Source organism: Rothia sp. L_38 (assembly GCF_050689125.1).
Taxonomy (GTDB): domain Bacteria; phylum Actinomycetota; class Actinomycetes; order Actinomycetales; family Micrococcaceae; genus Rothia.
In genome coordinates this window covers 166,763-192,598 of sequence record NZ_JBOEQD010000003.1, presented here as the reverse complement: position 1 = coordinate 192,598, position 25,836 = coordinate 166,763, and the positions used below count along the sequence as shown (strand labels likewise).

The 25,836-nt window shown below is 61.1% G+C and carries 20 protein-coding genes; 17 read left to right on the top strand and 3 right to left on the bottom strand.

Annotation, left to right across the window (positions count from 1 at the left end; translation table 11 throughout):
- Window positions 1-66: 66 nt before the first annotated feature.
- The 3 genes from ACRCJM_RS03425 to ACRCJM_RS03415 all read left to right on the top strand — a co-directional run bounded on the left by ACRCJM_RS03425 (window position 67) and on the right by ACRCJM_RS03415 (window position 5,365).
- Complete coding sequence (locus tag ACRCJM_RS03425) at window positions 67-3,516, top strand: pyruvate carboxylase (RefSeq protein WP_431463807.1); 3,450 nt, start codon at window positions 67-69, stop codon at window positions 3,514-3,516.
- Between the two features lie 167 nt (window positions 3,517-3,683).
- Entirely contained in the window at window positions 3,684-3,902 is a 219-nt protein-coding gene (locus ACRCJM_RS03420) for a hypothetical protein (protein ID WP_185173174.1), read from the top strand.
- A 56-nt stretch (window positions 3,903-3,958) separates the two neighbouring features.
- Entirely contained in the window at window positions 3,959-5,365 is a 1,407-nt protein-coding gene (locus ACRCJM_RS03415) for a mycothione reductase (RefSeq protein ID WP_431463806.1), read from the top strand.
- Window positions 5,366-5,425: 60 nt separating this feature from the next.
- Here the strand turns inward: ACRCJM_RS03415 and ACRCJM_RS03410 are convergent, their stop codons facing one another.
- Window positions 5,426-7,540 (bottom strand): AMP-dependent synthetase/ligase, encoded by a 2,115-nt coding sequence (locus ACRCJM_RS03410; protein ID WP_431463805.1) that lies wholly within the window; start codon window positions 7,538-7,540, stop codon window positions 5,426-5,428.
- A 292-nt stretch (window positions 7,541-7,832) separates the two neighbouring features.
- Between ACRCJM_RS03410 and ACRCJM_RS03405 the strand changes: the two genes are divergently transcribed.
- Entirely contained in the window at window positions 7,833-8,576 is a 744-nt protein-coding gene (locus ACRCJM_RS03405; protein ID WP_377126381.1) for a lysophospholipid acyltransferase family protein, read from the top strand.
- A gap of 144 nt (window positions 8,577-8,720) precedes the next feature.
- Entirely contained in the window at window positions 8,721-10,082 is a 1,362-nt protein-coding gene (locus ACRCJM_RS03400) for a class II 3-deoxy-7-phosphoheptulonate synthase (RefSeq protein ID WP_237223023.1), read from the top strand.
- 136 nt (window positions 10,083-10,218) lie between these two features.
- Here ACRCJM_RS03400 and ACRCJM_RS03395 read toward each other — a convergent pair whose 3' ends face one another.
- Window positions 10,219-11,682: a serine/threonine protein kinase gene (locus ACRCJM_RS03395; protein ID WP_431463804.1), complete on the bottom strand. Its 1,464-nt coding sequence runs from the start codon at window positions 11,680-11,682 to the stop codon at window positions 10,219-10,221.
- Window positions 11,683-11,789: 107 nt separating this feature from the next.
- Here ACRCJM_RS03395 and ACRCJM_RS03390 point away from each other — a divergent pair, with 107 nt between their 5' ends.
- Window positions 11,790-12,161, top strand: a complete 372-nt coding sequence (locus ACRCJM_RS03390) for an Rv2175c family DNA-binding protein (RefSeq protein WP_185173169.1) — start codon at window positions 11,790-11,792, stop codon at window positions 12,159-12,161.
- Window positions 12,162-12,245: 84 nt separating this feature from the next.
- Here ACRCJM_RS03390 and ACRCJM_RS03385 read toward each other — a convergent pair whose 3' ends face one another.
- Window positions 12,246-13,358: a polyprenyl synthetase family protein gene (locus tag ACRCJM_RS03385; RefSeq protein WP_431463803.1), complete on the bottom strand. Its 1,113-nt coding sequence runs from the start codon at window positions 13,356-13,358 to the stop codon at window positions 12,246-12,248.
- Window positions 13,359-13,484: 126 nt separating this feature from the next.
- On the opposite strand from ACRCJM_RS03385, the gene dinB reads away from it, so the two are divergent.
- The 11 genes from dinB (at window position 13,485) to murD (ending at window position 25,789) form a co-directional block, all read left to right on the top strand.
- Entirely contained in the window at window positions 13,485-14,564 is a 1,080-nt protein-coding gene (gene dinB, locus ACRCJM_RS03380) for a DNA polymerase IV (protein WP_431463802.1), read from the top strand.
- A gap of 16 nt (window positions 14,565-14,580) precedes the next feature.
- On the top strand, window positions 14,581-14,766 hold the full coding sequence (locus ACRCJM_RS03375) for a hypothetical protein (RefSeq protein WP_431463801.1): 186 nt from the start codon (window positions 14,581-14,583) through the stop codon (window positions 14,764-14,766).
- 146 nt (window positions 14,767-14,912) lie between these two features.
- Complete coding sequence (locus ACRCJM_RS03370) at window positions 14,913-15,314, top strand: DUF3040 domain-containing protein (RefSeq protein WP_431463800.1); 402 nt, start codon at window positions 14,913-14,915, stop codon at window positions 15,312-15,314.
- A gap of 288 nt (window positions 15,315-15,602) precedes the next feature.
- Window positions 15,603-16,037 (top strand): division/cell wall cluster transcriptional repressor MraZ, encoded by a 435-nt coding sequence (gene mraZ, locus ACRCJM_RS03365; RefSeq protein ID WP_431463799.1) that lies wholly within the window; start codon window positions 15,603-15,605, stop codon window positions 16,035-16,037.
- A gap of 46 nt (window positions 16,038-16,083) precedes the next feature.
- On the top strand, window positions 16,084-17,079 hold the full coding sequence (rsmH, locus tag ACRCJM_RS03360; protein WP_326502449.1) for a 16S rRNA (cytosine(1402)-N(4))-methyltransferase RsmH: 996 nt from the start codon (window positions 16,084-16,086) through the stop codon (window positions 17,077-17,079).
- Window positions 17,076-17,759, top strand: a complete 684-nt coding sequence (locus ACRCJM_RS03355; RefSeq protein WP_431463798.1) for a hypothetical protein — start codon at window positions 17,076-17,078, stop codon at window positions 17,757-17,759. The genes rsmH and ACRCJM_RS03355 overlap by 4 nt, the downstream gene beginning before the upstream one ends.
- 126 nt (window positions 17,760-17,885) lie before the next feature.
- Window positions 17,886-19,739 (top strand): peptidoglycan D,D-transpeptidase FtsI family protein, encoded by a 1,854-nt coding sequence (locus ACRCJM_RS03350; RefSeq protein WP_431463797.1) that lies wholly within the window; start codon window positions 17,886-17,888, stop codon window positions 19,737-19,739.
- Between the two features lie 69 nt (window positions 19,740-19,808).
- Window positions 19,809-21,503 carry a UDP-N-acetylmuramoyl-L-alanyl-D-glutamate--2,6-diaminopimelate ligase gene (locus tag ACRCJM_RS03345; protein ID WP_431463796.1) on the top strand — a complete coding sequence of 565 codons (1,695 nt, stop codon included), beginning with the start codon at window positions 19,809-19,811 and terminating at the stop codon, window positions 21,501-21,503.
- 15 nt (window positions 21,504-21,518) lie between these two features.
- Window positions 21,519-23,114, top strand: a complete 1,596-nt coding sequence (locus ACRCJM_RS03340; RefSeq protein ID WP_431463795.1) for a UDP-N-acetylmuramoyl-tripeptide--D-alanyl-D-alanine ligase — start codon at window positions 21,519-21,521, stop codon at window positions 23,112-23,114.
- Window positions 23,115-23,135: 21 nt separating this feature from the next.
- Window positions 23,136-24,254, top strand: a complete 1,119-nt coding sequence (gene mraY, locus ACRCJM_RS03335) for a phospho-N-acetylmuramoyl-pentapeptide-transferase (RefSeq protein WP_431463794.1) — start codon at window positions 23,136-23,138, stop codon at window positions 24,252-24,254.
- Window positions 24,254-25,789 carry a UDP-N-acetylmuramoyl-L-alanine--D-glutamate ligase gene (gene murD, locus ACRCJM_RS03330; protein WP_431463793.1) on the top strand — a complete coding sequence of 512 codons (1,536 nt, stop codon included), beginning with the start codon at window positions 24,254-24,256 and terminating at the stop codon, window positions 25,787-25,789. The genes mraY and murD overlap by 1 nt, the downstream gene beginning before the upstream one ends.
- The last annotated feature ends 47 nt before the right edge of the window (window positions 25,790-25,836 follow it).

Below are 25,836 nucleotides of genomic sequence, written 5' to 3'. Positions count from 1 at the left end.
TCACACACGAACTGTGGCTTAGCCTCACCGCACCCTGCTGTGCTGGGTGGGGCGGAACGGAAGAAAATGTTTTCAAAGATTCTGGTCGCTAACCGCGGCGAAATCGCAATCCGCGCTTACCGCGCGGCCTACGAGCTCGGCGCTAAGACCGTCGGCGTCTTCCCCTACGAAGACCGCCACTCCATTCACCGTCAGCAGGCTGATGAGGCCTACCCGATTGGTGAAGAGGGCCATCCCGTCCGTGCCTACCTCGATGTTGAGGAGATTATTCGCGTCGCCAAAGAAGCCGGCGCTGATGCCATCTACCCGGGTTACGGCTTCCTCTCGGAGAATCCTGATCTAGCGCGCGCCGCCGCGGACGCCGGTATCACCTTCATCGGCCCCCCGCCGGAGGTTCTGGAACTGGCCGGTAACAAGGTTGAGGCCCTGAAGGCTGCCCGCCGTGCCGGTATCCCGGTGCTCAAGTCCACCGAGCCCAGCGCAGACGTTGAGAAGCTGCTGGCTGAGGCTGAAGAAATTGGCTTCCCCATCTTCGTCAAGGCTGTTGCCGGTGGTGGTGGCCGCGGTATGCGTCGCGTTGAGAAGCGTGAAGACCTGCGCCCCGCTATGGAAGCGGCTATGCGTGAGGCCGACACCGCCTTCGGTGACCCCACTGTCTTCCTTGAGCAGGCAGTACTGCGCCCCCGCCACATTGAGGTGCAGATCCTTGCCGACGGTGAGGGCAATATCGTTCACCTCTTTGAGCGTGACTGCTCCCTGCAGCGCCGCCACCAGAAAGTCGTTGAGATTGCCCCCGCCCCCAACCTTGATGAAGAGATTCGTCAGGCCCTCTTCCGCGACGCGGTCAAGTTTGCCAAGGAACTGGGCTACGTGAACGCCGGTACCGTGGAGTTCCTGGTCGATACCGCCGGTGAACGCGCTGGCCAGCACGTCTTTATTGAGATGAACCCCCGTATCCAGGTTGAGCACACCGTGACCGAAGAGGTCACCGACGTTGACCTGGTACAGTCCCAGATGCGTATTGCTGCCGGTGAGACCCTGGAAGACCTGGGCATCCGCCAGGAAGATTTGCGCGTGCGCGGCTTTGCCCTGCAGTCCCGCATCACCACCGAAGACCCGGCGAACGGCTTCCGCCCCGACGTTGGCAAGGTTACCTACTACCGCTCAGCCGGTGGCTCTGGCATCCGCCTGGACGGCGGTACCGTCTACACCGGTGCCCAGATTTCACCCCACTTCGACTCCATGCTGGTCAAGCTCACCTGCCGTGGCCGCACCTTCGAGGACGCCGTCCGCCGCGCTTCTCGCGCTCTGGCCGAGTTCCGTATTCGCGGCGTCGCCACCAACATCCCCTTCATCAAGGCGGTGCTCGAAGACCCCACCTTCCGCGCTGGTGATGTCTCCACCCCCTTCATCGATGAGCACCCCGAGCTGCTGACCAAGAAGCCCTCAGCTGACCGCGGCACCAAGGCCCTGCAGTACCTGGCAAACGTCACCGTGAATAAGCCCCACGGTGAGCGTATCGAGGGTCTTGACCCCCGCTGGAAGCTACCTGCCTTCCCCGGCGATAAGACCGAAGAGCCCTACCGCTCACCCTTCGACGCCTCAAGCCACGAACCCCCGGCAGGCTGGCGTCAGCGCCTGCTCGAACTGGGTCCCGAAGGGTTCGCCAAGGCTGTACGCGACACCAAGGAAGTGCTGATTACCGACACCACCTTCCGTGACGCCCACCAGTCTCTGCTGGCCACCCGCGTCCGCACCCGCGACCTGCTGGCCGCCGCGCCCGCAGTAGCCCACGTGACCCCCGAGCTCTTCTCCGTAGAAGCCTGGGGCGGTGCAACCTACGACGTCGCCCTGCGCTTCCTCTCCGAGGACCCCTGGGAGCGTCTGGCTCACCTGCGTGCGGCCATGCCCAACCTGCCCATCCAGATGCTGCTGCGCGGCCGCAACACCGTGGGCTACACCCCGTACCCCACCGAGGTCACCGACGCATTCGTCAAGGAAGCAGCCGAGACTGGCGTCGATATCTTCCGTATCTTCGACTCCCTCAACGACGTCTCCCAGATGACCCCGGCTATCAAGGCCGTGCGTGCCACCGGCACCGCAGTTGCCGAGGTCGCTATCTGCTACACCGGCGATATGCTGGACCCTGCAGAGCAGACCTACACCCTGGACTACTACCTGAACCTGGCTGACCAGGTGGTAGAAGCCGGCGCCCACATCCTTGCCATCAAGGACATGGCCGGCCTGCTGCGTCCGGAAGCTGCCCGCCGCCTGGTCACCGCCCTGCGCGAGCGCTTCGACCTGCCCGTGCACCTGCACACCCACGACACCGCAGGCGGTCAGGTCGGCACCCTGCTTGCCGCTGTTGAGGCTGGCGTGGACGTTGTTGACGTGGCTTCAGCCTCCATGGCGGGTACCACCTCCCAGCCGTCCTTCTCAGCCCTGGTCGGCGCCCTCCAGTACACTGACCGCGCCCCCTCCATCACCCTGGAAGCTGCCTGCGCGCTGGAACCCTACTGGGAAGCCGTCCGCGCCATCTACAAGCCCTTCGAGATGGGCCTGTCCTCACCCACCGGTCGTGTCTACACCCACGAAATCCCCGGTGGCCAGCTCTCCAACCTGCGCGCTCAGGCAACCGCCCTGGGGCTGGGGGAGCGCTTCGAGGATATCGAAGACATGTACGCAGCTGCTGACCGCATGCTGGGCCATATCGTCAAGGTAACCCCCTCATCGAAGGTGGTTGGCGACCTCGCCCTGCAGCTGGTTGGCATGGGCGTCTCACCCGAGGACTTCGAGAAGGACCCGCAGAAGTTCGATATCCCCGACTCTGTGATTGGTTTCCTCAACGGCGAGCTGGGCACCCCGCCCGCTGGCTGGCCCGAGCCCTTCCGCACCCGGGCACTGGAAGGCCGTAAGCTCTCCAAGCCCTCGGTCAACGAGCTTTCCGCCGATGACCTAGAGGCCCTGAACGGGGATTCAGCAACCCGCCGCTCTACCCTCAACCGCCTCCTCTTTGCCGGGCCCACCCGAGACTTTGAGAAGGCCCGCGAGGAATTCGGTGACCTGTCGATTCTGCACACCCGCGACTTCCTCTACGGCATGATGTTCAAGCGTGAACACGTGATTTCGCTGGGTAAGGGCGTGCGCCTGATTGCAACCCTGCAGGCTATCTCAGAACCCGACGAAAAGGGCATGCGCGAGGTGATCTGCACCCTGAACGGCCAGCAGCGCACCGTCAACGTCCGCGACACCTCCGTGGAGTCCAACGTGAAGGAAGCTGAGAAGGCGGACGCTTCTAACCCCGGTCACATCGCAGCCCCCTTCGCTGGTGGCGTGTCTATCTCGGTCAAGCCCGGTGACGAAATCTCAGCCGGCGACCAGGTAGCCACCATCGAGGCCATGAAGATGGAAGCATCCATCACCTCAGCGGTCTCAGGCACCGTCGAGCGCGTTGTCTACAACGAGGTCTCCCAGGTAGCTGGTGGTGACCTGCTGATCGTGGTCAACGTCAAGTAACCCCGTATCAGGAATACCTAAGGGGCGGACGCCCGCACCCGGCTTGCGTAAGCTGGGGCGGGCGTCCGCTCTTTTTGCTCCCAGTAGGGACCAGAAAAGTGCCGATTGTATGTGCTGTGCAGAAGGATTTAGGGAGGAATCTGGTCCCTACCTGTAGGCTAGGAAGCATGAACGTAACTCACCTGATGATTATTGGTTTTGGCGCGATTCTGCTGCTAGTCGGGGTGCTTGCTCCGCAGGGCGGCTGGAATATCTATGTGATGATTCTGGGCTTCCTGCACATCGTGGTCGGTAACGTGCTGGTTTTCCGCCAGATGCAGAAGAACTTCCGCGATAACGCAGAAGCTGCAGCACAGGCACGCAGTGGAGCTGACAGCCGGGAATGAAACATTAGCCTATCCCGTTGAAAACCACAGACATACCCCGCACGAAAGGTAGCCCCATGAGCTCACCCCGCCACTACGACCTCATCATTATCGGATCTGGCTCCGGTAACTCCCTGCCCAACGAGGACTACGAGGGCAAGAAGATTGCCATCATCGACGGCGGCCGCTTCGGCGGTACCTGCCTCAACGTGGGTTGTATTCCTACCAAGATGTATGTTTACCCGGCTTCTACCGTTGCCCGCGCTAAGGACGCTGCCCGTCTGGGTGTAGAGCTAGAGCACAAGCACACTGCCTGGCGGCAGATTCGCGACCGAATCTTCGGCCGCATCGACGCTATTAGCGAGGGTGGGCTGGCCTGGCGGAAGTCCCTTGAGAACGTGGATGTCTACGAGGAATACGCTCAGCTGACCGGCCCCCGGAGCGTGGTTACGGCGTCCGGCCTTGAGCTGACCGCTGACCAGCTGGTGCTGGCTACCGGCTCCCGTGTTACCCTGCCCCAGGTCCCCGGTATCGACCTGCCCCAGGTGCATACCTCAGATACCGTCATGCGTATTGATGAGCTACCTGAGCGCGTGGTGGTCATCGGCGGCGGCTTCATCGCAGCCGAGTTCGCTCACGTCTTCTCGGGTCTGGGCGCTCAGGTGACCCAGGCTGTGCGCTCAGACCGCCTGCTCCGCAGCCACGACGACACCATTGCCGAGATCTTTACCCGTGAGGCCGCCCGCCAGTGGGACCTGCGCACCAACCACGCCCTGAAGGCTATCGAGGCTGCCGACGACGGGTCTGTGACGGTGGTATTTGAGGACGCCGGTGAGCGGGTTGCCGTGCCCGCTGACCTGGTGCTGGTGGCAACGGGCCGCATCCCCAACTCCGATACCCTCGATGCTGCCACCTACTTTGATGTGGATGAGCGGGGCCTGGTGCAGGTGGATGAGTACCAGCGGGTGCTCTCCGGCGGCCAGCCGGTCAAGGGCGTCTGGGCCCTGGGCGATGTGAGCTCCCCCTACCAGCTCAAGCACGTGGCGAACGCCGAGATGCGCACCGTGCAGTGGAATATCGTGCACCCCGACCAGCTACGCGCCACCGACCACCGCTATGTGCCTGCTGCTGTGTTCACTCACCCGCCCATTGCCGCTGTGGGCCTGACCGAAAGCCAGGCGCAGGAGCAGGCTGCGGCTGAAGGGTTTGAGATTACCGTCAAGGAGCAGAAGTTCGGCGACGTAGCCTACGGCTGGGCTATGGACGATGGTGAAGGCGTCTGTAAGCTCATCGCCCGCAAGGACACCGGTGAGCTGCTGGGTGCCCACCTTATCGGTGAGGAGTCACCCACCCTGATTCAGCCCCTGATCCAGGCCATGAGCTTTGGTCTGAGTGCCCGCGATATGGCCCGCGGCCAGTACTGGATCCACCCGGCCCTGACCGAGGTCGTGGAGAACGCCCTGCTGGGGCTTGAGCTCGACTAGCCTTCAACCCGCCTAACGCACGACCCCCGCTCCTGATAACAGGAACGGGGGTCGTGTACTTTACTGGGAGTCTTTTTCTGCCTCGGTGACCTCTACCCAGTCACTAGCGGCCTTCTCAACCTGCTCGTCGGCATCTGAGTTGCTGGCAGCGTCCTTGTCCTTAGCTCCGGGCAGGGGAGCGACCTGCTGGATCTTATCTGCCAGCTCGTGCAGCTTCTGCCCCTGGGTCTCGGTGAACTCCTGAATCTTCTCAGCCTGAACGGCCTTGAACTGGTCCCATTTCTCGGTCTGCTCGGCACGCAGCTCCTGAACACGCTCAGCGGTGTGAGCGGCGGTCTCGGTCACGGTGGACTTGGTGCGGTTGTACATATCTTCAACATAGGAGTTGAAGTCAGCCAGCACCTGCTTGCGGCGCACCTTCATAGAGGGGGTCAGATGCCCCTCGGCCTCGGTGAAGTCCTTATCAAGAATGCGGAACTCGCGGATAGACTCGGCCCTCGACACAAAGGCGTTGGCGTCGTCGATGAACTTCTGAATAGCCTCACGGACGCGGGGGTTGGTGGAGGCCTCCTTGAGGGAGAGGGTTCGGGGTAGGCCGATGCGCTCAAGCTCATCGGGCAGGACGTCGGGGTCCAGGGTAATGAGCGCCGAGATGAAGGGCTTCTCGTCGCCCACCAGCATGGCCTGGGAGACGAAGGGGGACTGGCGCAGACGGTCTTCGGTGGGTACCGGCATGACGTTCTTACCGCCGGCGGTCACAATGATTTCCTTCTTGCGGCCGGTAATAAAGATTTTGCCGTCATCGTCTATGCGGGCTAGGTCGCCGGTGCGGAACCAGCCGTCATCGGTGAAGGCCGCAGCGTTCTCTTCGGGGTTGTCGAGGTAGCCAGAAATCAGGCCGATGCCCTTGAACTCGAGTTCGCCGTCCTCAGCGATACGGGCAGAGCCACCGGGAATCAGGGTACCCACGTTGCCGATATCAAAGTTGCGGATGCGGCCAACGGCCAGGGGCGCGGTGGTCTCGGTCAGGCCGTAGCCCTCAACGACCTCGATGCCCACAGCGTGGTAGAAGTGGCCGTAGTGGGGGGCCAGACGTCCGCCGCCGGATACCGCGAAGCGCACCTTGCCGCCCATGGCGTTGCGCAGCTTGGAGTAGACCAGCTTGTCGTAGAACTTGTGCTGCAAGGTGAGGGTGCGGGTCATCTTGCCCGCAATCTTGGCCTGGGACCACTTGATAGCGACGTCCACTGAGCGCTGGAAGAGCTTGGCGTTGACCTTACCGCCCTTCTCAGCCTTCTTGATAGCTCCCTCGTAGACCTTTTCAAAGACGCGGGGTACAACCAGCAGCATGGTGGGCTGGAAGGACGCCAGGTCGGTGGAGAGGTTCTTGATATTGGGGGCGTGGCCTACCGTCAGGCCCGCGTCGAAAGCCAGTATCTGAATCAGGCGACCCAGCACGTGGGCCAGGGGCAGGAAGAGCAGGGTCGAGTTGGTCTCGTTGGCAATCTCAGGGATGGTGAGCTTGGTATTGGCAGAGAGACGGACGAAGTTACCGTGGGTAATCGGGCAGGCCTTGGGGCGGCCGGTGGTACCGGAGGTATAGACGATGGTCGCCACGGTATCGAGGTTGGCGAGAGAACGGCGTTCTTCGACCTCCTCATCAGAGATAGAAGACCCACCGGAGACCAAGGTGGGGAGAACCGAATCGTCGATCCCCCAGACGTCCTTGAGAGCATCGAGGGAGAGCTCCTCATCGGTGAGCTCACGGGCCTGCCCAATGACGTCTGCCAGTTTGCTGTTCTCAACGAAGACAGCCTTAGCGCCGGAGTGAGACAGAGCCCAGGCAGCCTGGGCAGGAGATGAGGTCTCATAGACGGGTACAGATACAGCGCCCGCGTACCAGATAGCGAAGTCAATCAGGGTCCACTCGTAGCGGGTACGGCTCATAATGCCAACGACGTCGCCCGCCCCAATACCTGCTGCCATAAGGCCCTTAGCCAGGTCAATGACCTGACGGCGGAAGTCCTTGGCGGTGACAGGCACCCAGTTGCCGGTTGATTTCTGAACCCGGTAGACCAGAGGATTGCGACTGTCCTGAGCGCGGCGTTCCACCATGTCGGTGATGTTAACTGCCGGATCAACAGTAACAATCTGGGGGGAGTGAATTTCTTTCACGGTGTTACCTTGTCTCTAACGGGCCCCGGCTGCGGGGGAGGGCTAAGGTGCGCTGGCAACGATGCCGAGCACGCGGTTCTTCCTGGCCATTTTACAGCCCACCCCCGGCTAAAACCCCACTTTTGCGGGGTATGACGCTCTGAGGGGAATAGCTTCACCTCGTTGGGGAGGGCTCTGTAACTCCTGTTTCTGAGCTGGTCGCCCTCGGGCATACAATATGTAGTGGAAAGCCGCTCGCTGACTGCTTTAGCCACGAGACCCCTAACATTGCTCTATCGCAAGGAGAGACACCATGTATATGCAGCTACGCACCGTGCTCAAGCCCTTCTTGCAGCGGGCCTATCATCACGAGGTCGTGGGGGCTGAAAATATCCCGGCAGCAAGCGGCGCTATTCTGGCAAGTAACCACGTGTCTTTTATTGACTCTATTTTCTTGCCTCTTGCGGCTCCGCGTCAGGTATTTTTCTTGGCCAAGTCAGACTACTTCACTACTCCCGGTCTTAAGGGGCGCCTGATGAAGTGGTTCTTCACCTCTGTGGGCCAGCTACCTATTGACCGCTCTGGTGGTGCTAAGTCTGCTGAATCTCTGGCTGCTGCTGTTGCCGCCCTGCGCGAGGGCAAGCTCGTGGGTATCTACCCCGAGGGGACCCGTAGCCCCGATGCTCGCCTCTACCGGGCCAAAATTGGTGTGGCCCGCCTGGCTCTGGAGGCCGGCGTCCCCATTATCCCCGTTGCCCAGTTCGGTAACGAGGATGTGCAGGTGCCTGGCTCCAACCGCTTGCGCCTGCGGAAGGACGGCAAACCGATCCGGGTGAAGACCGTCATCGGTGAACCCATCGATGTGACCCCCTATATGGGGCGGGACGACGAATGGGCCGCCCAGCGGGAACTGGCAGACCTGGTTATTGAGCGGATTAGCCAGATGACCGGCCGCCCCATCACCCCGGTCTATGCGGCCGACGTTAAGAAGCTTATGACGGCTGAAGGAATCAGTGCGGACGAGGCTACCAGCCGCCTGCTTGAAACCCGCTCCTAGCTCGTCCGCCCCCGTTCTAAGAGCCGTATGTCACATGGTGGACACAGCTTTGAACCCTACACCTAAGCCCCAATACTTTTGAATAAGAGACAAGAGCCTAACCCTCAGCTAGGCTCTAGCGACCATATACAAAGGAGTCACCCCGTGACCAACCCCGGCGCCGTACCCACCCCGAACGACTTCCCCGAACTCGAAGAGTGGCGCTCCCTGCACATCGACCAGCACCCCCAGTGGGCTGAGCACCCCGACTTTACTGCCGTCATCAATGAACTGAACAGCGTTCCTCCGCTGGTTTTTGCCGGTGAGGTTGACCAGATGCGCGCCGACCTGGCTCGCGTTGCTGAAGGTGAAGCCTTCTTGCTGCAGGGCGGCGACTGTGCCGAAACTTTTGCTGGTGCTACCGCCGATAAGATTTCAGGCCGTGTGCGCACCCTGCTGCAGATGGCCGTTGTGCTGACCTACGGTGCCTCTATGCCCGTGGTTAAGATGGGCCGTATGGCAGGGCAGTTCTCTAAGCCCCGCTCATCGAACGACGAAACCCGTGACGGCGTCACCCTGCCCTCCTTCCGCGGTGAAATGGTCAACGGCTTTGACTTCACCGAAGAATCCCGTGTGCACGACCCCAACCGTATGCTGCGCGGCTACCACACCAGCGCCAGCACCCTTAACCTGATTCGGGCCTTCACTAAGGGCGGCTTCGCTGACCTGCGCTCGGTGCACTCCTGGAACAAGGGCTTCACCTCCAACCCTGCCCACGCCCGCTACGAGTCCATCGCCGGTGAAATCGACCGCGCTATTAAGTTCATGGAAGCCTGCGGCACCGACTTCGGCCCCCTGAAGACCACCGACGTCTACACCGGCCACGAGGCCCTGCTGCTGGACTTCGAGCGTGCCATGACCCGCGTTGACTCCCGCACCCACCTGCCCTACGACACCTCCGCCCACTTCCTTTGGATCGGTGAGCGTACCCGCGGCCTGGACGATGCCCACGTCAACTTCCTCTCCAAGGTTCGCAACCCCATCGGCGTCAAGCTCGGCCCCACTACCACTGCCGACGACGCCATGGCCCTGATCGACAAGCTGGACCCCAACCGCGAGCCCGGCCGCCTGACCTTCATCACCCGCATGGGCGCCGGCAAGATCCGCGAAAACCTGCCCGCCATCGTTGAGGGCGTGCAGAAGGAAGGCGCCAAGGTCGTATGGGTCACCGACCCCATGCACGGTAACACTATCTCCGTACCGTCCGGTTACAAGACCCGCCGCTTCGATGACGTCATGAACGAGGTTCAGGGCTTCTTCGAGGTGCACGAGGCCCTGGGCACCTTCCCCGGCGGCATCCACGTAGAGATGACTGGCGACGACGTTGCTGAATGCCTGGGCGGTTCTGACCCCATCGAAGAAGCAGCTTTCGCAGACCGTTACGAGACCCTCTGTGACCCGCGTCTGAACCACCAGCAGTCCCTGGAAATCGCTTTCCAGGTTGCTGAGTACCTGGCCCGCCGCTAAGGCTAAGGCCTCTAGGGCACAGAGCAAGCCGCCGTTGCCTGCCTCTTGAACACAGGTTTCAAGAGCAGGGCCACGGCGGCTTTTTCTTTGTGAGGCTTCTAGGCGGGCTCTAGGGCCGGGCAGGAGCGGGCGGGTGTTAGAGAATCAGGCTGGCCAGCCACCAGCCCACAAAACCTGCGGTCACAAAGCCCAGCAGTATCAGGGTTAGGATCAGGGCCAGGGCCGCTGGGGAGAGGGGTGGGCGCCAGCGCTCAGCCGGGGCACGCCGCTGCGCGTCGGTCCACTGGGCGGGGTCGGCGGGGCGCGCCGAGGCTGCTTGCGGGGCGGATGCGGGTGCGGCGTCCGCGCGCTCGCTACGGTAGGCGGCAGCCCGCTGTCGGTTATAGCCGGCCGAGATAGGGGGGTGCTCGACCACCGCTGGGTCCTGGTCAGCTTCATGCTCAGAGAGCTGGGCATCGAGGACGGCCTGGGTTTCGGTCTTGGGCCCAACCCCGGGGAAGTCGGTGGGGGCGTAGACCTCTACGGGGGCGTCCGCGGCAGAGCGTACAGCCTGCTCGTGCTCGCTGAGCGGGCCAGAAGAATCTGCATCGAGTAGGTCATCGGCGGACCCAAAGCCGGTGATAGCGGTCTGCCCGTGGCGTACCCGCCCCGACTGCTCGGCGATGTCGGCGACGTCCTCCCAGAGGGTAGTGGTGGGCTGGTCTGCCTGATCTAGGCGGTAGCCCTTTTCCTGCTCGCTGGCGCGGGCCTCAATATCGCGCAGGGCCCGGTAGAGTTCGGTGGCGTCCTGGGGGCGGTCGCGGGGGTTGCGGCGGGTGCACCAGCTCACCACACCCGCGATGTCAGAGGAGATGCCCTCAGCCAGGTGGGTGAGCGAGGGAATGTCGGTGTTCATGTTGTGGTAGAGCACCTGCTGGTCGTTATCGGCCCCGGCGAAAGGCATACGGCCGGTGAGCATGCGGTACATCATCACGCCCAGGGCAAAAATATCTGCAGGAGGCCCGACCGGCGAGGCAACGTCGAGAATCTCGGGAGCCACAAAGGAGGGGGTGCCCATGAGCTGGCCGGTGGCGCTCTGATCGGCCCTGCGCGTCAGGCCAAAGTCGGAGAGCTTAACGCCCTCTGTGTCGGCCTCTAAGAGAATGTTAGCGGGCTTGATATCGCGGTGGATCAGGTGGTGGGCGTGCACCTCAGACAGGCCCTCAACCGCAGGGATCATGACATCGAGCATCTCGCCCACCGACAGCACCGGGCGCAGCTGCATGAGCTGGGCTAGGGTGCAGCCGTGCACGTATTCCAGCACCAGGAACATGACCTGCTGGCCGTGTACCAGCTCGGTGCCCTCGTCGATGACGCCCACCACGTTCTTGTGCTGAATCTTCTTGAGCGCCGAGCCCTCCCTAAAAAACTTCTGTTGCTGGGCGGGGTCGGTAGAGAGGTGGGGGAGCAGGACCTTGAGCGCCACCGGGTTATCTGACCACAGATCAACCGCATGGTACACCTCGGCCATACCACCGCGCGCAATCAGGTGGCCCACCTCAAAATGGCCCTTGAATATCACCCCGGTCAGCCAGGGGGCAGCAGAGAAGTCATCAGTCATCCTCACCATTGTACGGGCGGCCCCTGGGAAGAGGCCGAAAACCCGCCTTGGGAGCTCCCGGGCGGGCTTGCCTACCGATTCCCCGGTTTCTGGGGCACAATGGATAGGTGACTGATGAAAAAACTACACCCGAAGTAATTGCTCTGGTTGGCGACTGGCTGACCATCCCCGATATCGCAGAAGCCCTTGATCTCAAGGTCACCCGCGTGCACAACCTGCTGGCCGACGGTACCCTGCTGGCCGTGCGCGACCCCGAAACCGGCGTCCGTAAGGTCCCCGCCCTCTTCATGCGCGAAGACCGCGTGCTTGAGCCCCTCAAAGGCACCCTGAGCGTACTGGCCGATGCCGGCTTCACCGCAGAAGAAGCTATCGTCTGGCTCTACACCGCTGACGACACCCTGCCGGGCCGTCCTATCGACGCCCTGATTGACGGTCGCAAGACCGAAATCCGCCGCCGCGCCTCGGCCCTGGCCTGGTAAGGCTTTTAAAGATTTAGATAGAGAACAGCAGGCTCACACTCCGGTGTGAGCCTGCTGTGTTTTTCTCAGTTCTACAGCGGCGCGCTAGAAGGAGCGGTGCAGGGCCTTGGCCGCAATGGACCGTAGGGCCTGCTGTACGGACGCTTCAAGGTTGAGGGACTCAAGGGCGGCTAGGGCCTCGTCCCCCTTTGCCTGAATCATCTCTTCGACGGCCTGGAGGGCGCCGGAGTCTCGCATGAGGCGCTGGAGCTCTTGGATGGTTTCTGCCCCCAAGATGGGGGAGCCCAGGGATTCTTCGAGGAAGGCTCGCTGGTCGGCGTTACTCTTCATGGCGGTAAAGGCCGTGAGGACGGTGCGCTTGCCCTCGCGCAGGTCATCGCCAGCAGGCTTGCCGGTGGTTTCGGGCTCGCCAAAGACCCCCAACACGTCATCGCGCAGCTGGAAACCCTCGCCCAGGGGTAGGGCAAAGGCTCGGTAGCCGGTGACCAGCTCGGAGGTCTCCCCGTGCTTCAGACCAAGACCCAGGGCGCCACCCAGGGCAATAGGGTGCTCGCAGGAGTATTTAGCGGACTTGTAGCGAATCACGTTCTTGGCCCGTTCAAGGGCAATTTCTGGCTCTTCTTCGGGCACGACTTCGCCCACAATATCGAGGTACTGGCCGGCCATGACCTCAGTGCGCATCAGGTCAAAGATAAAGCGGGCCTCACTGGCGGCGGTGAGTTCAGGAATGGATGAGAACACCATTTCTGACCACGACAGGCACAGGTCGCCGGCCAAAATTGCGCTTGATACACCGAAAGATGAGGGGCTGGTCTTATAGCCCAGCTCCCGGTGCATGGCCTCAAAGCGGCGGTGCACACTCGGGGCGCCCCGTCGGGTGTCGGAGGCGTCGATGATGTCATCGTGAATCAGGGCAGCGGTCTGGAAGAGCTCAATCGCCACACCCGCCCGGACGATGGACTCGGTCACTCCCGCTCCACCTGCCCCGCGGTAGCCCCAGTAGGCTAGCAGCGCCCGAAGGCGCTTACCGCCGGTAGAAAGGGTGCGGACGGACTCCAACAGGGGCAGGGTCTCAACCGAGACGGTCGCCATAAGTTCTTGCTGGGTATCAAAAAAGCGGCCCATTTCGGCTTCGAGAGCCTCAAGGTAGGCTGCGGACTCGTCGGGGCCGGTAGTGGGGGCTGGCTGGGGGGTCATGACGTCCTTGGGTCTGGGGATAGCTCTGCACACCAGTCTAGTAGATAGGGGTATGCACCTGGTCAAAACGTACCTGACTGGCTAGGATAAATTAGAACATAGTTTCGATAGATGGGGGCGGGGTTCATGGGCCAGCAGTCTACTCAGGGCGTGCGTGCGGACGCCCCTGCCCGCATCATCATGCACCTCGATATGGACGCCTTCTTCGTCAACGTTGAACTTCTTACACAGCCCCAGCTACGCGGGCGTCCGCTCATCGTTGCCCGCAACTCGCCGCGCTCGGTCGTCCTCTCCGCCTCCTACGAAGCCCGCCGCTACGGAGTGCGCTCAGCCATGCCCCTGGCCCGCGCCCGCCAGCTCTGCCCCGCTGCCCTGCTGCTGGAGCCGTCCGCCCACTACCGCAGTTACTCCGCTCAGGTGATGGCTATCTTAGGTGCGATTACCGACCGCCTAGAGCAGGTCAGCGTGGATGAGGCCTTCCTCGACCTCACCGGAGCCGTCCGTGCCCAGGGGAGCCCAGTCGATATCGCCCAGCAGGCCCGCGATCGTATCAAAACCGAGTTGGGCCTTCCGAGCTCTGTGGGGATTTCATCGAGTAAATTCGTTGCCAAGATGGCCTCGGCCGGTTCCAAGCCCAACGGCCTCTGGGTGGTCCCACCCCAGCGGGTGCAAGAATTTCTGGACCCCCTACCGGTCAGCAAGCTCTGGGGGGTCGGAGCTAAAAGCGCCTCCTTCCTCGAAGGGTTTGGAATCCACACCGTTGCCCAGTTGCGAGAATACGACCTGCCCTGGCTCCAGGGGCGCTGCGGCCAGGCGGCAGGTCTGCACCTCTATGAACTTGCCCGCGGTATTGACCGCCGCGAGGTCACCCCAGAGCGTATCGAAAAATCAATCGGTGCCGAGCACACCTTTACCACCGACCAAACGAGCGCCGAGGCTATCACCGCAGAAATCTACAGCCTCTGTCTCGCCGTTGCTCGAAGACTGCGAACCGCCGGTCGCCAAACCCGCACCCTCAGCCTCAAAATTCGCTACTCAGATTTCGAAACCCTCACCCGCTCCTGCCCCCTGCCCCTTGCAACCGTATCCGGCCGTATCATGTTTGACGCCGTTATTGCCCACCTCAAACAGTTAGAAGTATTTGCAGCCCGATGGCTCATCACACCGGCCGATACGGCTGCTGGGCGTCCGCGCAGAAAAACTTGAAGGGCGGGAAACCGGCGTGCAGATGCAACTCTTCGCCCCAGCTTCACCCGGTGCTACAGGCGGCACGACCTTGCCGAACCAAGATACCCTTGCCGAAGAATGGGAAGGAGCCGAAAATGCCATGGACACCATCAACGCCCGCTTCGGTACCCACGGTATTCTCCCTGCAAGCCTCATCACCTCCGAGAGACGAAAACGATAGGTAAATTCGAGGTCATTTTCAGGGTGTATCTAGGCTGCACCCAAAAGCTACCGGTAAGATGAGTAGACAACCTAACGCACGCTCGCGTCCGGTGCTGCTCACCCCACCTGCGCGTTTAGGCTCACCGCACAAGCTAAGGAGACACCATGGCGCTTTCAGAACGGGAACAGGAACTTCTTGCCCAGCTCGAAAAGCAGCTCAACGAAGACCCCGCCTTTGCGTCAACCATGACCGGCCCCCAGCCCCTTGTGGCTCCGGCTGTCTCGTCATCACCCCGCAACCTGGTGATTGGCGCCCTCGTTGCTGTGGTGGGTCTGGGCATCATCATCGCTGGAGTCTCTACTAAGCTCATCCTGTTGGGCGTACTGGGTTTTGTCGTAGCAGCTGCTGGCGTGTATTTCGCTACGACTGCGCCCAAGGGAAAAGGCACTAAAGCTACCGGTGGGGCATCTGCCCGCCCGACCCCTTCAAAATACAAGGGAAATTCTCGCTTTATGCAGAACCTCGAAAACAAGTGGGATGAGCGCCAAGGCGGCTCTCGCTTCTAGCCCCTCCATAGATTAACGTTTAACCGCCCGGCCTGCACCGGGCGGTTTTTGTATGCCTTCAAAGTTATATATGGGAGGTGCAAATTGGCTGCCCGGTGGGTGCTTCATGAAGCAGAAAATTTTGTAACCATCTCATTCTGTGTGAAAACACTCAAAAACCCGGTAAAAATTCCGTATTTGGTACATTCGGTGGGGCGTAGTGGAGTAAAGTGGAGGGGATAGAACAACACTGATGTAGTTTCCCCGCTTGCTAGGGGAGCACAGGCGACAGGTAGAGGCGGTGGTGCCGTGTTTCTTGGAACTCACACCCCGCGTCTGGACGCCAAGGGGCGCCTGATTCTTCCCGCGAAATTTCGCGAGCAGTTAGAAGCAGGTCTGGTGCTCACCCGCGGGCAGGAACGCTGCCTCTACGTCTTCACCATGACCGAGTTCGAGCGTATTCACGAACAGTTACGCACAGCTCCGCTGTCGTCGAAGCAGGCGCGAGACTACATTCGAGTTTTTCTATCGGGGGCCTCCGACGAGGTACCCGATAAGCAGGGGCGAATCACCATACCTCAAAACCTCAGAGACTACGCTGGGCTGGAAAAAGACCTCACGGTCATCGGCGCAGGCTCACGGGCAGAAATATGGAGCACCGAATCCTGGGAGGACTACCTGAAAGAACAGGAAGAAGCCTTCTCTGGCACCGACGATGAAATCCTGCCAGGGCTCATGCTCTAACCCCACAGACCGCGGACCACAAAACTATCAACACGAGGAGCACCCCTTGACTCAGGTAGAGAACCTCTCACCCGGCAAGGACGCCAAAGACAGGCATGTGCCGGTCATGCTTGACCGCTGCCTCGACCTCCTCGCACCCGCAATTTCCCGCCCCGGCGCCGTCGTTATCGACGGAACCCTGGGCATGGGTGGCCACTCAGAAGCCATGCTCGAGCGCTTCGAAGACCTCACCCTCATCGGCATTGACCGGGACCTCATGGCTCACAAGCTCGCAGGCGAGCGCCTGGCCCGCTTCGGCGACCGCTTCATCCCTGTGCACGCCGTGTACGACGAAATTCCTCGCGCTATGGCAGAAGCCGGTGTAACCCAGGTTGACGGTGTGCTCTTTGACCTGGGTGTCTCATCTATGCAGCTTGATGAGCGTGAGCGCGGCTTTGCCTATTCCTACGATGCCCCGCTCGATATGCGCATGGATAACACCGAAGAACTCACAGCCGCTATCGTGGTGAATACCTATGATGAGGCTGAGCTGCGCCGCATTATCCGCCAGTGGGGCGAAGAGAAATTTGCCGCCCGCATTGCTTCCCGTATCGTAGCGGCTCGCGCCGAGCGTCCTTTTGAAACGACCGGCCAGCTGGTTAAGGTGATTCAGCAGGCTGTTCCCGTAGCGGCCCAGCGCAAGGGCGGGCACCCCGCTAAGCGCACCTTCCAGGCCCTGCGCATCGAGGTCAACCACGAACTCGATGCCCTAGAACGTGCCATACCAGCTGCAATCGACGCCCTCAACCTGGGCGGACGCTGCGTGGCCATGAGCTACCACAGCCTAGAAGACAAAATCGTCAAACGGGCCTTCACCGCTCGGGCCACCTCTAGCGCTCCTAAGGGCTTCCCGGTAGAACTTGAAGAGCACAAGCCAGAACTCAAAATCATCACCCGCGGCGCTGAACCCCCCACCGAGCAGGAAATTGAGGAGAACTCGCGGGCAGCGTCCGCAAAACTGAGGGCAGCAGAAAAAATCAAGACACCAAAGGCAACACGATGAGCGCGGAACCCCGTTTCCCCACCTCAACCGACGACGGCGGGCAGCTGAACAAGCCCCGCCTGTCTGTGGTGCGCGATGAACCCCAAGAAGCAGCCCCCGCCCGCCGTCCTCTCTCACGCTCCCGGGCCCTGCGCGCTACCTCCAACCGCTGGCGCGTCTTCGTGGCCCTGGGCGCCATGCTCGTTGCCCTGCTCGCCGTGCTGGTGCTGAGCATCGTCATGGCCTCCCGCCAGTACGACCTGGTTGAGCTACGAGCTCAAGAACAGGCCCTCATCCAGCAGAATGAGGCCCTGGCCCAGGAAATCGAATTCCACCAGGCCCCCCAGGACCTGGCTATCCGCGCAAGCCAGCTAGGGCTGGTAGCTGCCTCTAGCCAGGCCACTCTCGACCTGCAAACCGGTGAAATCACCGGCACCCCCCTGGCCGCTGTTGAAGGCGAAGCCGCAACAAAGAACCTGATTGCACCCCCTGCCCTGGCCGACACCCAGGCCTACGAAGAGGCCAGCGCCCGGGCCGAGGAACAGCGCAAGAAGGAAGAAGCCGAAGCCAAGGCCTCAGCAGAAGCATCAGCCAGCGCGGCCGCTTCAGCAAGTGCCCAGGCCTCAGCTCCTGCCAGCGCCTCACCCGCGGCCCAGACCTCAGCCCAGCCGTCCGCTGCGGCGAGCGCAGGCGGTCAATAGTAAGCGCGTGATACGGTGCCTGCCCTGGTGGTGGGCACCTGTTCGCCTTATGGGGTAGCGGGGTTAGCGCGCGGCGCGCGGGCCACAGTAAAGAGTGAACCACAGCGGAAGAGAAATAGGGGGACGATGAGCGGCACTGAGCAGAACGAACCCGTACAGGGCATCAAACGCACCGTTGGGCGGCGCGGCTTTATCGCGGGTACCCTGGGTATCGGTGGCCTGGGCGTCGTGGGCCTGCGCCTTGCCTGGTTGCAGGGTCTTGATACGAACGGTCTAGCCGACGCTGCGAAAGCCCAGCGTACCCGTAAGCAGACCATTCCGGCCCTGCGCGGGGAGATTCTCGATATCAACGGCAACGTGCTGGCGCGCAGCGTGCAGCGTTACAACATCACCGTTGATCAGTCTGCTGTGGCGAACTTTAAACGTTATACCGAGGAAAGCCGTGACCCGGTCGAGGTAACCCCCACCGAGCTAGTGTATGAGTTGGCCGATATTCTTGAAATGAGTGACGCCGATGTGAAAGCGGCGCTCGATGGCGACCTCAAATACAAGATTGTTAAAGAGAACGTCACTCCTGCTATCTACAATAAGGTAGATGCACTGGGTGCCCCCTATATCTACGGTGAGATTCTGTCTGAACGTAAATACCCTAACGGCCAGGTGGGTGGCTCGGTGGTAGGCCGCTTTAGCATCATTGAGGAAGCCGTGGACGGCACCAGCGGCGAAACGCGGCAGGTGAACAACTCGGTGGGCATCGAACGCACCATGGGGGAGCACCTAGCCGGTGTTGACGGTGAGCGTGTTTATGAAATCTCAGCTGACGGTATTCGTATACCTATCGGGGACGAACAGAACACCCCTGCCCAGGACGGTAAGAGTGTGCGGCTGACCATCAATCAGGACGTACAGTATTTTGCGCAGCAGGTGGTTAAAGCCCGTGCTGAGGAACTGAAGGCTGAGTGGGGTACGGCCATTGTGATGGACGTGCGTGACGGCTCGATTCTGGCGCTGGCAGATTCTTCGACGATGGATCCCGGTGCTGAGCGTTTTGAGCTGGCCGATATGAACCCCCGCGCTATTACCCAGGTCATTGAGCCGGGTTCTCCCGAGAAGATTTTGACCATCGCTGCCGTCTTTGAAGAGGGTATCGCTGAACCTGAGACCGTTTACGATGTGCCTGCTGAGCTTGAAATTGATCAGCAGACCATCACCGATCCTTTCGTGCACCCCGCCCAGAAGCGCACTGTTGCCGGTATTATTGCTGACTCGATGAACACCGGTACCGTCATGATGGGTAGCAAGCTCACCAAGGAGCAGCGCTACAACTGGCTTAAGAAGTTTGGCATGGGGGAGTTCACCGGTATTGAGCTAACCGGCGAATCCCAGGGCCTGGTCACCCATTGGAAGGACTGGGATATCCGCCAGCAGTACACTGTGCTTTTTGGCCAGGGCGTGGCCCAGTCAGCCTTGCAGACCTCTATGATTTTTCAAGCTATGGCCAATAAGGGGATTATGCTCAAGCCCCGCATCATTGATGCTGTGATTGATACGGACGGTACCGAAGAAGTCCGCGAGGTCGCTGAAGGTACCCGCATGGTGAGTGAAGAAACCGCCCGGAAGACCCTCCAGGTCATGGAGGCTGTCGTGTACCAGGGTCGTGGTGCGAAAGGTGCCCAGATTAACGGCTACCGGGTCGCCGGTAAGACCGGTACCGCAGAAAACGTGGACGAAGGTTCTAGCACCTATGATGGCTGGGCTACCTCTTTTGTGGGGGTCGCTCCCACCGAGGACCCCCGCTTCCTCGTATCGGTTACTATGCACCGCCCGAAAACCACGGCATCGGCTGTTGGCCTGGCAAATACCACAGCCCAGTTTGCAGAAATTATGGAGAAAACCCTGCACATCTATAATGTGCCCCGCTCCACAACGGAGCCGCAGGAGACCCCTAAATTCGCTGAGGGACATGACGAAAACGGCTAAAGTAGACCCTATTAGCACTCGCGCCACACCGCGCACCTTAACATAGACCGCCCATTGGAGGGAAAGCCCGTGACACAAAACCGAGCACTTGATGGCAGCGCCCAGACGCTGCGCCCCCGCCAGGTTACCGAGCGCACCTGCGCTGAGGTTGCCGACTGGCTGGCCGAGGTGGGGTTAGGAGCGCAGCTGGTGCAGGCGTCCGTCCGCCCCATCACGGGTATCACCATGGACTCTCGCGAGGTGCAGCCCGGCGACCTCTACGTTGCCCTGGGCGGAGCTAAGGTGCACGGGGCTACCTTCCTGCCCGCAGCTGTTGAGCTGGGAGCGTCCGCCCTGCTGACCGATGAAGCGGGCCTTGAGATTGTGCGCGAGCTGGGGCTCCCAGAGGGGCTGGGCCTTGTAACCACCGACCAGGTACGGGCCGCTGTGGGGCCGCTCTCTGCCCGCATCTACGCCTCCCAGCCCAGCAGCGGGGGAGCGCCCCGTCTCCTTGCGGTGACCGGCACCAACGGCAAGACCACCACCACCTACATGACCAACTCGATCATGCAGGCCCTGGGCCACACCACCGGCCTGATTGGAACTATTGAGATTCTTGCCGGCGGGCAGGCTATTCCCTCTAAGCTCACCACCCCTGAGTCCCCCCACGTGCACTCCCTCATTGCCCTGATGCGCGAGCAGGGTATTACCAGCGCCGCGATGGAGGTGTCATCGCATGCCCTGGACTACCGCCGCGTCGATGGCATTCGCTATGACGTTGCGGGCTTTACCAACCTCACTCAGGACCACCTGGACCTGCACGGCACCATGGAAAGCTACTTTGATTCCAAGGCCGAGCTCTTCACCCCGGCCCGTACCCGTCGCGCCGTTATCACTGCCGATGACCACTGGGGTCTTGACATGGCAAAGCGCGCGGTTCAGGCTTTGGGGGCCCGCGCTGTGGTTCGCCTCTTTACCAACTTCGGTGCCGGTTACGAGCCGGGGGAGGACGCTCTCACCTCCCTTGCTGCCCAGGACTGGGCCCTGGTGCAGGTAGAGCGCTCCGGTATTGGCCACTCCTTTACCCTGCGCCGTGGCGACGGTTTTGAACTGCCCAGCGCCACCTTGCTTCCAGCTGATTTCAATGTCTCGAACGCTGCGCTGGCCGCCGTGATGGTTTTTGAGAGCGCCCGCGACGGGCTAGAGCGCGAGCGCATCACCGAAGTGCTGGCTCGCACCGAGACCCTGACCCCCGTTGTGCCCGGTCGTATGCAGCTGATTTCCACCGAGCCCACCGCCCTGGTGGACTTCGCCCACAACCCCGATGCCCTGAAACGTGTGCTTGAAGCAATCGAGCCGGCAGATGAGGACGGCAAGATCATTATTGTTTTCGGTGCAACCGGTGAGCGTGACCAGACCAAGCGCCCCTTGATGGGCGAAATCGCCGCCACCTATGCCGATATCGTGGTAGTGACCGACGACGACCCCCATGGCGAAGACCCTGCCCCTATCCGCGAGGCTGTTGAGTCTGGTGCGCTCGCGGCTCTTGAAGCCGGGGCCCGCGCCCAGCGGGTGCTCAACATTGAGCCCCGCGCCGCTGCCATCGATGAAGCTATCGCCCTGGCTGGACCCAAGGACTCAATTCTGATTGCTGGCCGCGGCCACGAGGTAGCCCAGGACGTTGCCGGTACCGATATCGAGCTTGACGACCGTGTAGAGACCGCTCGCGCCCTGCAGGCTGCCGGTTTCAGCGTGCTCCCGGCCTATCAGAACCGCCAGAAGTAACCTAAAGGTAAACCTATGATTAAACTTTCAGCACTAGAGATTACAGAAGCTGTCAGCGGTACCCTGTTAGGGGTAGACGCTGCCGATTCTGCTGCTCTGACCTGCACTTCTGCTACTACAGACTCCCGCGAAGTTGACGCCGGCTGTCTCTTTATCGCTAAGCCCGGTGAGGTGACAGACGGCCATAACTTCCTGGCTGCAGCCTTCGAGCGGGGGGCTTCTTTGGCTCTTGTTGAACGCGAGGTTCAGGATGCTGACGGCCAGCTATACCCCTCAATTCTGGTCGACGACGTTGTGCTGGCTATGGGACGACTGGCCTCTTACATCGTGGCCCGCCTGCGTGAGCGCGGCGACGTGACGGTTGTGGGTATCACCGGTTCTGCGGGTAAGACCACTACCAAGGACCTACTGGCAGCTATCTTCGGTGCAGAGGGCAAGACCGTGGCCCCCATCGGGTCTTTCAACGGTGAAGTTGGTGTGCCGCTGACCGTCTTCCGGGCCGAGGAAGACACCCGGTACCTGGTCATTGAGATGGGCGCTGACCGGGTGGGTAACATCAAGTACCTGACCGACATGATTTCTCCGGATTTCGGCGTTGTGCTCAAGGTGGGCACCGCCCATGCCGGTGAGTTTGGCGGCGTCGATAACATCGAAGCGACCAAGGGCGAGATGGCCGAGGGCGTCCGCCTGGGACTGGGCCTGAACATCGATGATTATCGGGTGCGCCGTATGATCAACAGGGCCTCTACCCCTGTCACTTACTTTGGTGTGGAGGGCCGCGAAGCTGAGCTGACCCACACCAGCAACCCCGGGGTAGCAGAACACCGGATGACGGCGTCCAACCTCACCACCACCGATGAGGGCAAGCCGGCTTTTACCCTGACCTTCCCCGATGGGCAGGCCTATGAGATTAGCTCCCAGCTCATCGGCGAACACCACGTCTACAATCTGTTGGCGGCAGCCACCGTCGCATACCAGGCCGGTATCGCACCCGAACGCATCGCCCAGCAGCTCAACACTGCCGGGGCTGCCTCCAAATGGCGTATGCAGCGTACCGATCGCCCCGATGGCGTCATCGTTATCAACGACGCCTACAACGCCAATCCCGAGTCCATGACCGCTGCCCTACAGACCCTAGCCCAGCTAGGCCGTCTGCCCTCCACCAACCGCACCTGGGCCGTCCTAGGTGCCATGCTGGAACTGGGCGACCAGACCCTGACCGAACACGACCGTATCGGTCAGCTAGCCGTACGCCTCAACATCTCCAAACTCATTGCCGTTGGCGATATTGCCAAGCCCATCTACAACACCGCCCACCTTGAAGGTTCCTGGGGCAATGAAGCAACCTGGGTTTCCAGCACCGACGAAGCCTTCGAACTCCTGCGCGGCGCCCTAGAGCCGGGCGATATCGTCCTTTTCAAGTCCTCAAACGGGGCTGGCCTGGGCCTTCTCGGCCAAAAAGTTGCTGACTATGAGGGCAACCTCACCCACACTGAAGGTGATAGTGGGCAATCACAGCCCTGGTTAAGTGCCGGTGACTTTGTTCAGGCACTAAACTCAGACAGTGGCGCCCAGCCCGATGCTGCCGCCAAGACCACAGATAACTCATAACCGGGAAGGCACAGACACCACATGATTTCCATCCTGTTGGCTGCCGCTTTCGGCTTGATCATCTCGATCACCGGAACCCCGCTCTACACCAAATGGTTGGTGAAGCAGCAGTTCGGCCAGTTCATTCGCGAAGACGGCCCCACCTCACACCAGACCAAGCGGGGCACCCCCACCATGGGCGGTGTCATGATGATGGCAGCAACCGTCCTCGGTTTCTTCCTGGCGCTGGGTCTCTCCGCCCTGCTCACCGGGACTAGCCTGGCTCCGTCCGCCTCGGTTCTTTTGGCTATGTTCCTCATGCTGGGTATGGCTGGCGTTGGCTTCATCGACGACTTCCAGAAGATTTGGAAGAAGCAGAGTGAGGGCCTGACTCCCAAGGGTAAGATTGTGCTCCAGGGGCTCATCGGTACACTCTTTGCGGTTGGTGCGCTGCTGATTAAGGACGAGCGGGGCTGGTCAGCTGCCTCCTTCAACCTCTCCTTCACCCGCGATATCTCCTGGCTGGATTTGGCCTTTGCCGGGCCTGTGGTGGGTATTATCCTCTTCATCATCTGGGCCAACCTGATTGCCACCGCCACCACTAACGCCGTGAACCTGACCGATGGGCTGGACGGTCTGGCCACCGGTGCAGCCATTATGGTTTTCAGCGGCTACCTACTGATTTCTATGTGGCAGCAGCAGCACCTGTGCGCCCCCGGCTCCCTGGATAACGTCTGCTACGAGGTTCCTGACTCAGGCCAGATGGCTATGCTGGCAGCCTCCCTGATTGGTGCCCTGATCGGCTTCCTCTGGTGGAACACATCACCGGCTACTATCTTCATGGGCGATACCGGTTCCTTAGGTTTGGGCGGTGCCCTGGCGGCCTTCGCCATCATCACCCGCACCCAGATGCTTCTGCCGATTATCGCAGGCCTCTTCGTGATGATTGCCCTCTCCGTCATTATTCAGGTGGGCTACTTCAAGATGAGCGGGGGCAAGCGCGTCTTCCGCATGGCCCCCCTGCAGCACCACTTTGAGCTCAAGGGCTGGACCGAAGTCAACGTGGTCATCCGCTTCTGGATTCTCGCTGGCCTGTTTGTGGCTATCGCATTGGGCATCTTCTACGGTGACTGGCTACTAAGCAACGGAGGTGTTTTCTAATGCAGGCAAGTAACGCAAACCCCGTCTACGGTTATGAGCGTCTGGAAGCGCTGACCAGCTGGGAGTCTGACTGGGCCGGTCTGCGCGTGGTCGTAGCTGGCCTGGGTATCTCTGGTTTCTCAGCCGCTGACACCCTGATTGAGCTGGGTGCCCGCGTGGTCGTGGTGGACGGTAACGATAACGAAGTTACTCGTGGTAAGGCCGATACTCTCAAGATTGTGGGTGCGGCTGGTTCGGTGCTGGGCGCCGGAGCCATGGACGCCCTGCCCCTGGTCGAGGGGCAGCCCGCTGACCTTGTGGTCACCTCACCCGGCCTAGCCCCCACCATCGGCATTCTGGCCGATGCGGTAGCCCAGAAGATTCAAATCTGGGGCGATGTAGAGCTAGCCTGGCGCCTGCGCCAGCGCGAAGGACGCAAGGTCGCCCCCTGGCTGGCCATTACCGGCACCAACGGCAAGACCACCACCGTAGGCATGACCGAATCTATCCTGCAGACCGCAGGCTACAAGGCCATTGCCGTGGGTAACGTCGGCACCCCCATCCTGGATGCCCTACGCGACCCCGTTGACTACGATTTCTTTGCCGTTGAGCTCTCAAGCTTCCAGCTGCACTGGACCTACTCCATGTCACCCCTGGCGTCCGTTGTGCTCAACGTGGCAGAAGACCACGTTGACTGGCACGCGGGCTATGATAACTACCTGGCCGATAAGGCCCGTATCTACGAAAACACTCAGGTCGCCTGCATCTTCAACGCTAACTACCCAGAAATCGTGCAGATGGTAGAAGAGGCGGACGTCGTTGAGGGCGCTCGCGCCATCGGCTTTTGGGCAGACACGCCCGGTCTTTCCATGCTGGGGGTCATCGATGGCCTCCTCATCGACCGGGCCTTCCTTGACGACCGCCGCAACCAGGCCCTGGAAGTGGCTGAGGTAGCAGACACCGGCCAGCTTCCGACCAAGCACACCGTCGAGAACGCCCTGGTTGCCGCAGCCCTAACTCGCGCTGCCGGTATTGAACCGGAACAGGTCAAGGCCGGTTTGCAGAACTACGAGCCCGGTGCCCACCGTATCCAGCTGGTAGCCAATACCCACGGGGTGCTCTGGGTCAACGACTCTAAGGCCACCAACCCCCACGCAGCCAACGCTTCTCTGGCCTCCTTCAGCCCCGTCATCTGGGTAGCCGGCGGCCTGTCGAAGGGCGTGACCTACGACGAGCTGGTTGCTGAACACAAGGACCGCCTCAAGGCCGTGGTCATGATTGGCACCGACACCGCAGCCCTGGTATCTGCCCTGGCTGAGCAGGCCCCTGATGTGCCGGTCTACAAGATCAGCGAGAGCTCCCTTCTGGCCGATGCCAGAGACGGACGAGCCGTTATGAAACTGGCGGTCGCCAAGGCCCACGAGATTTCGGAACAGAACGATACCGTGCTCATGGCCCCTGCAGCAGCCTCAATGGATCAGTTCACCTCGTACGCAGAGCGCGGCAACGCCTTCATCGACGCGGTGGCCGACCTGGTCAATCAGATCAATTCCTAAAACCTATCTGTGCGGAGGGCGGGCAATCAGTAGCTACTGGTTCCCAC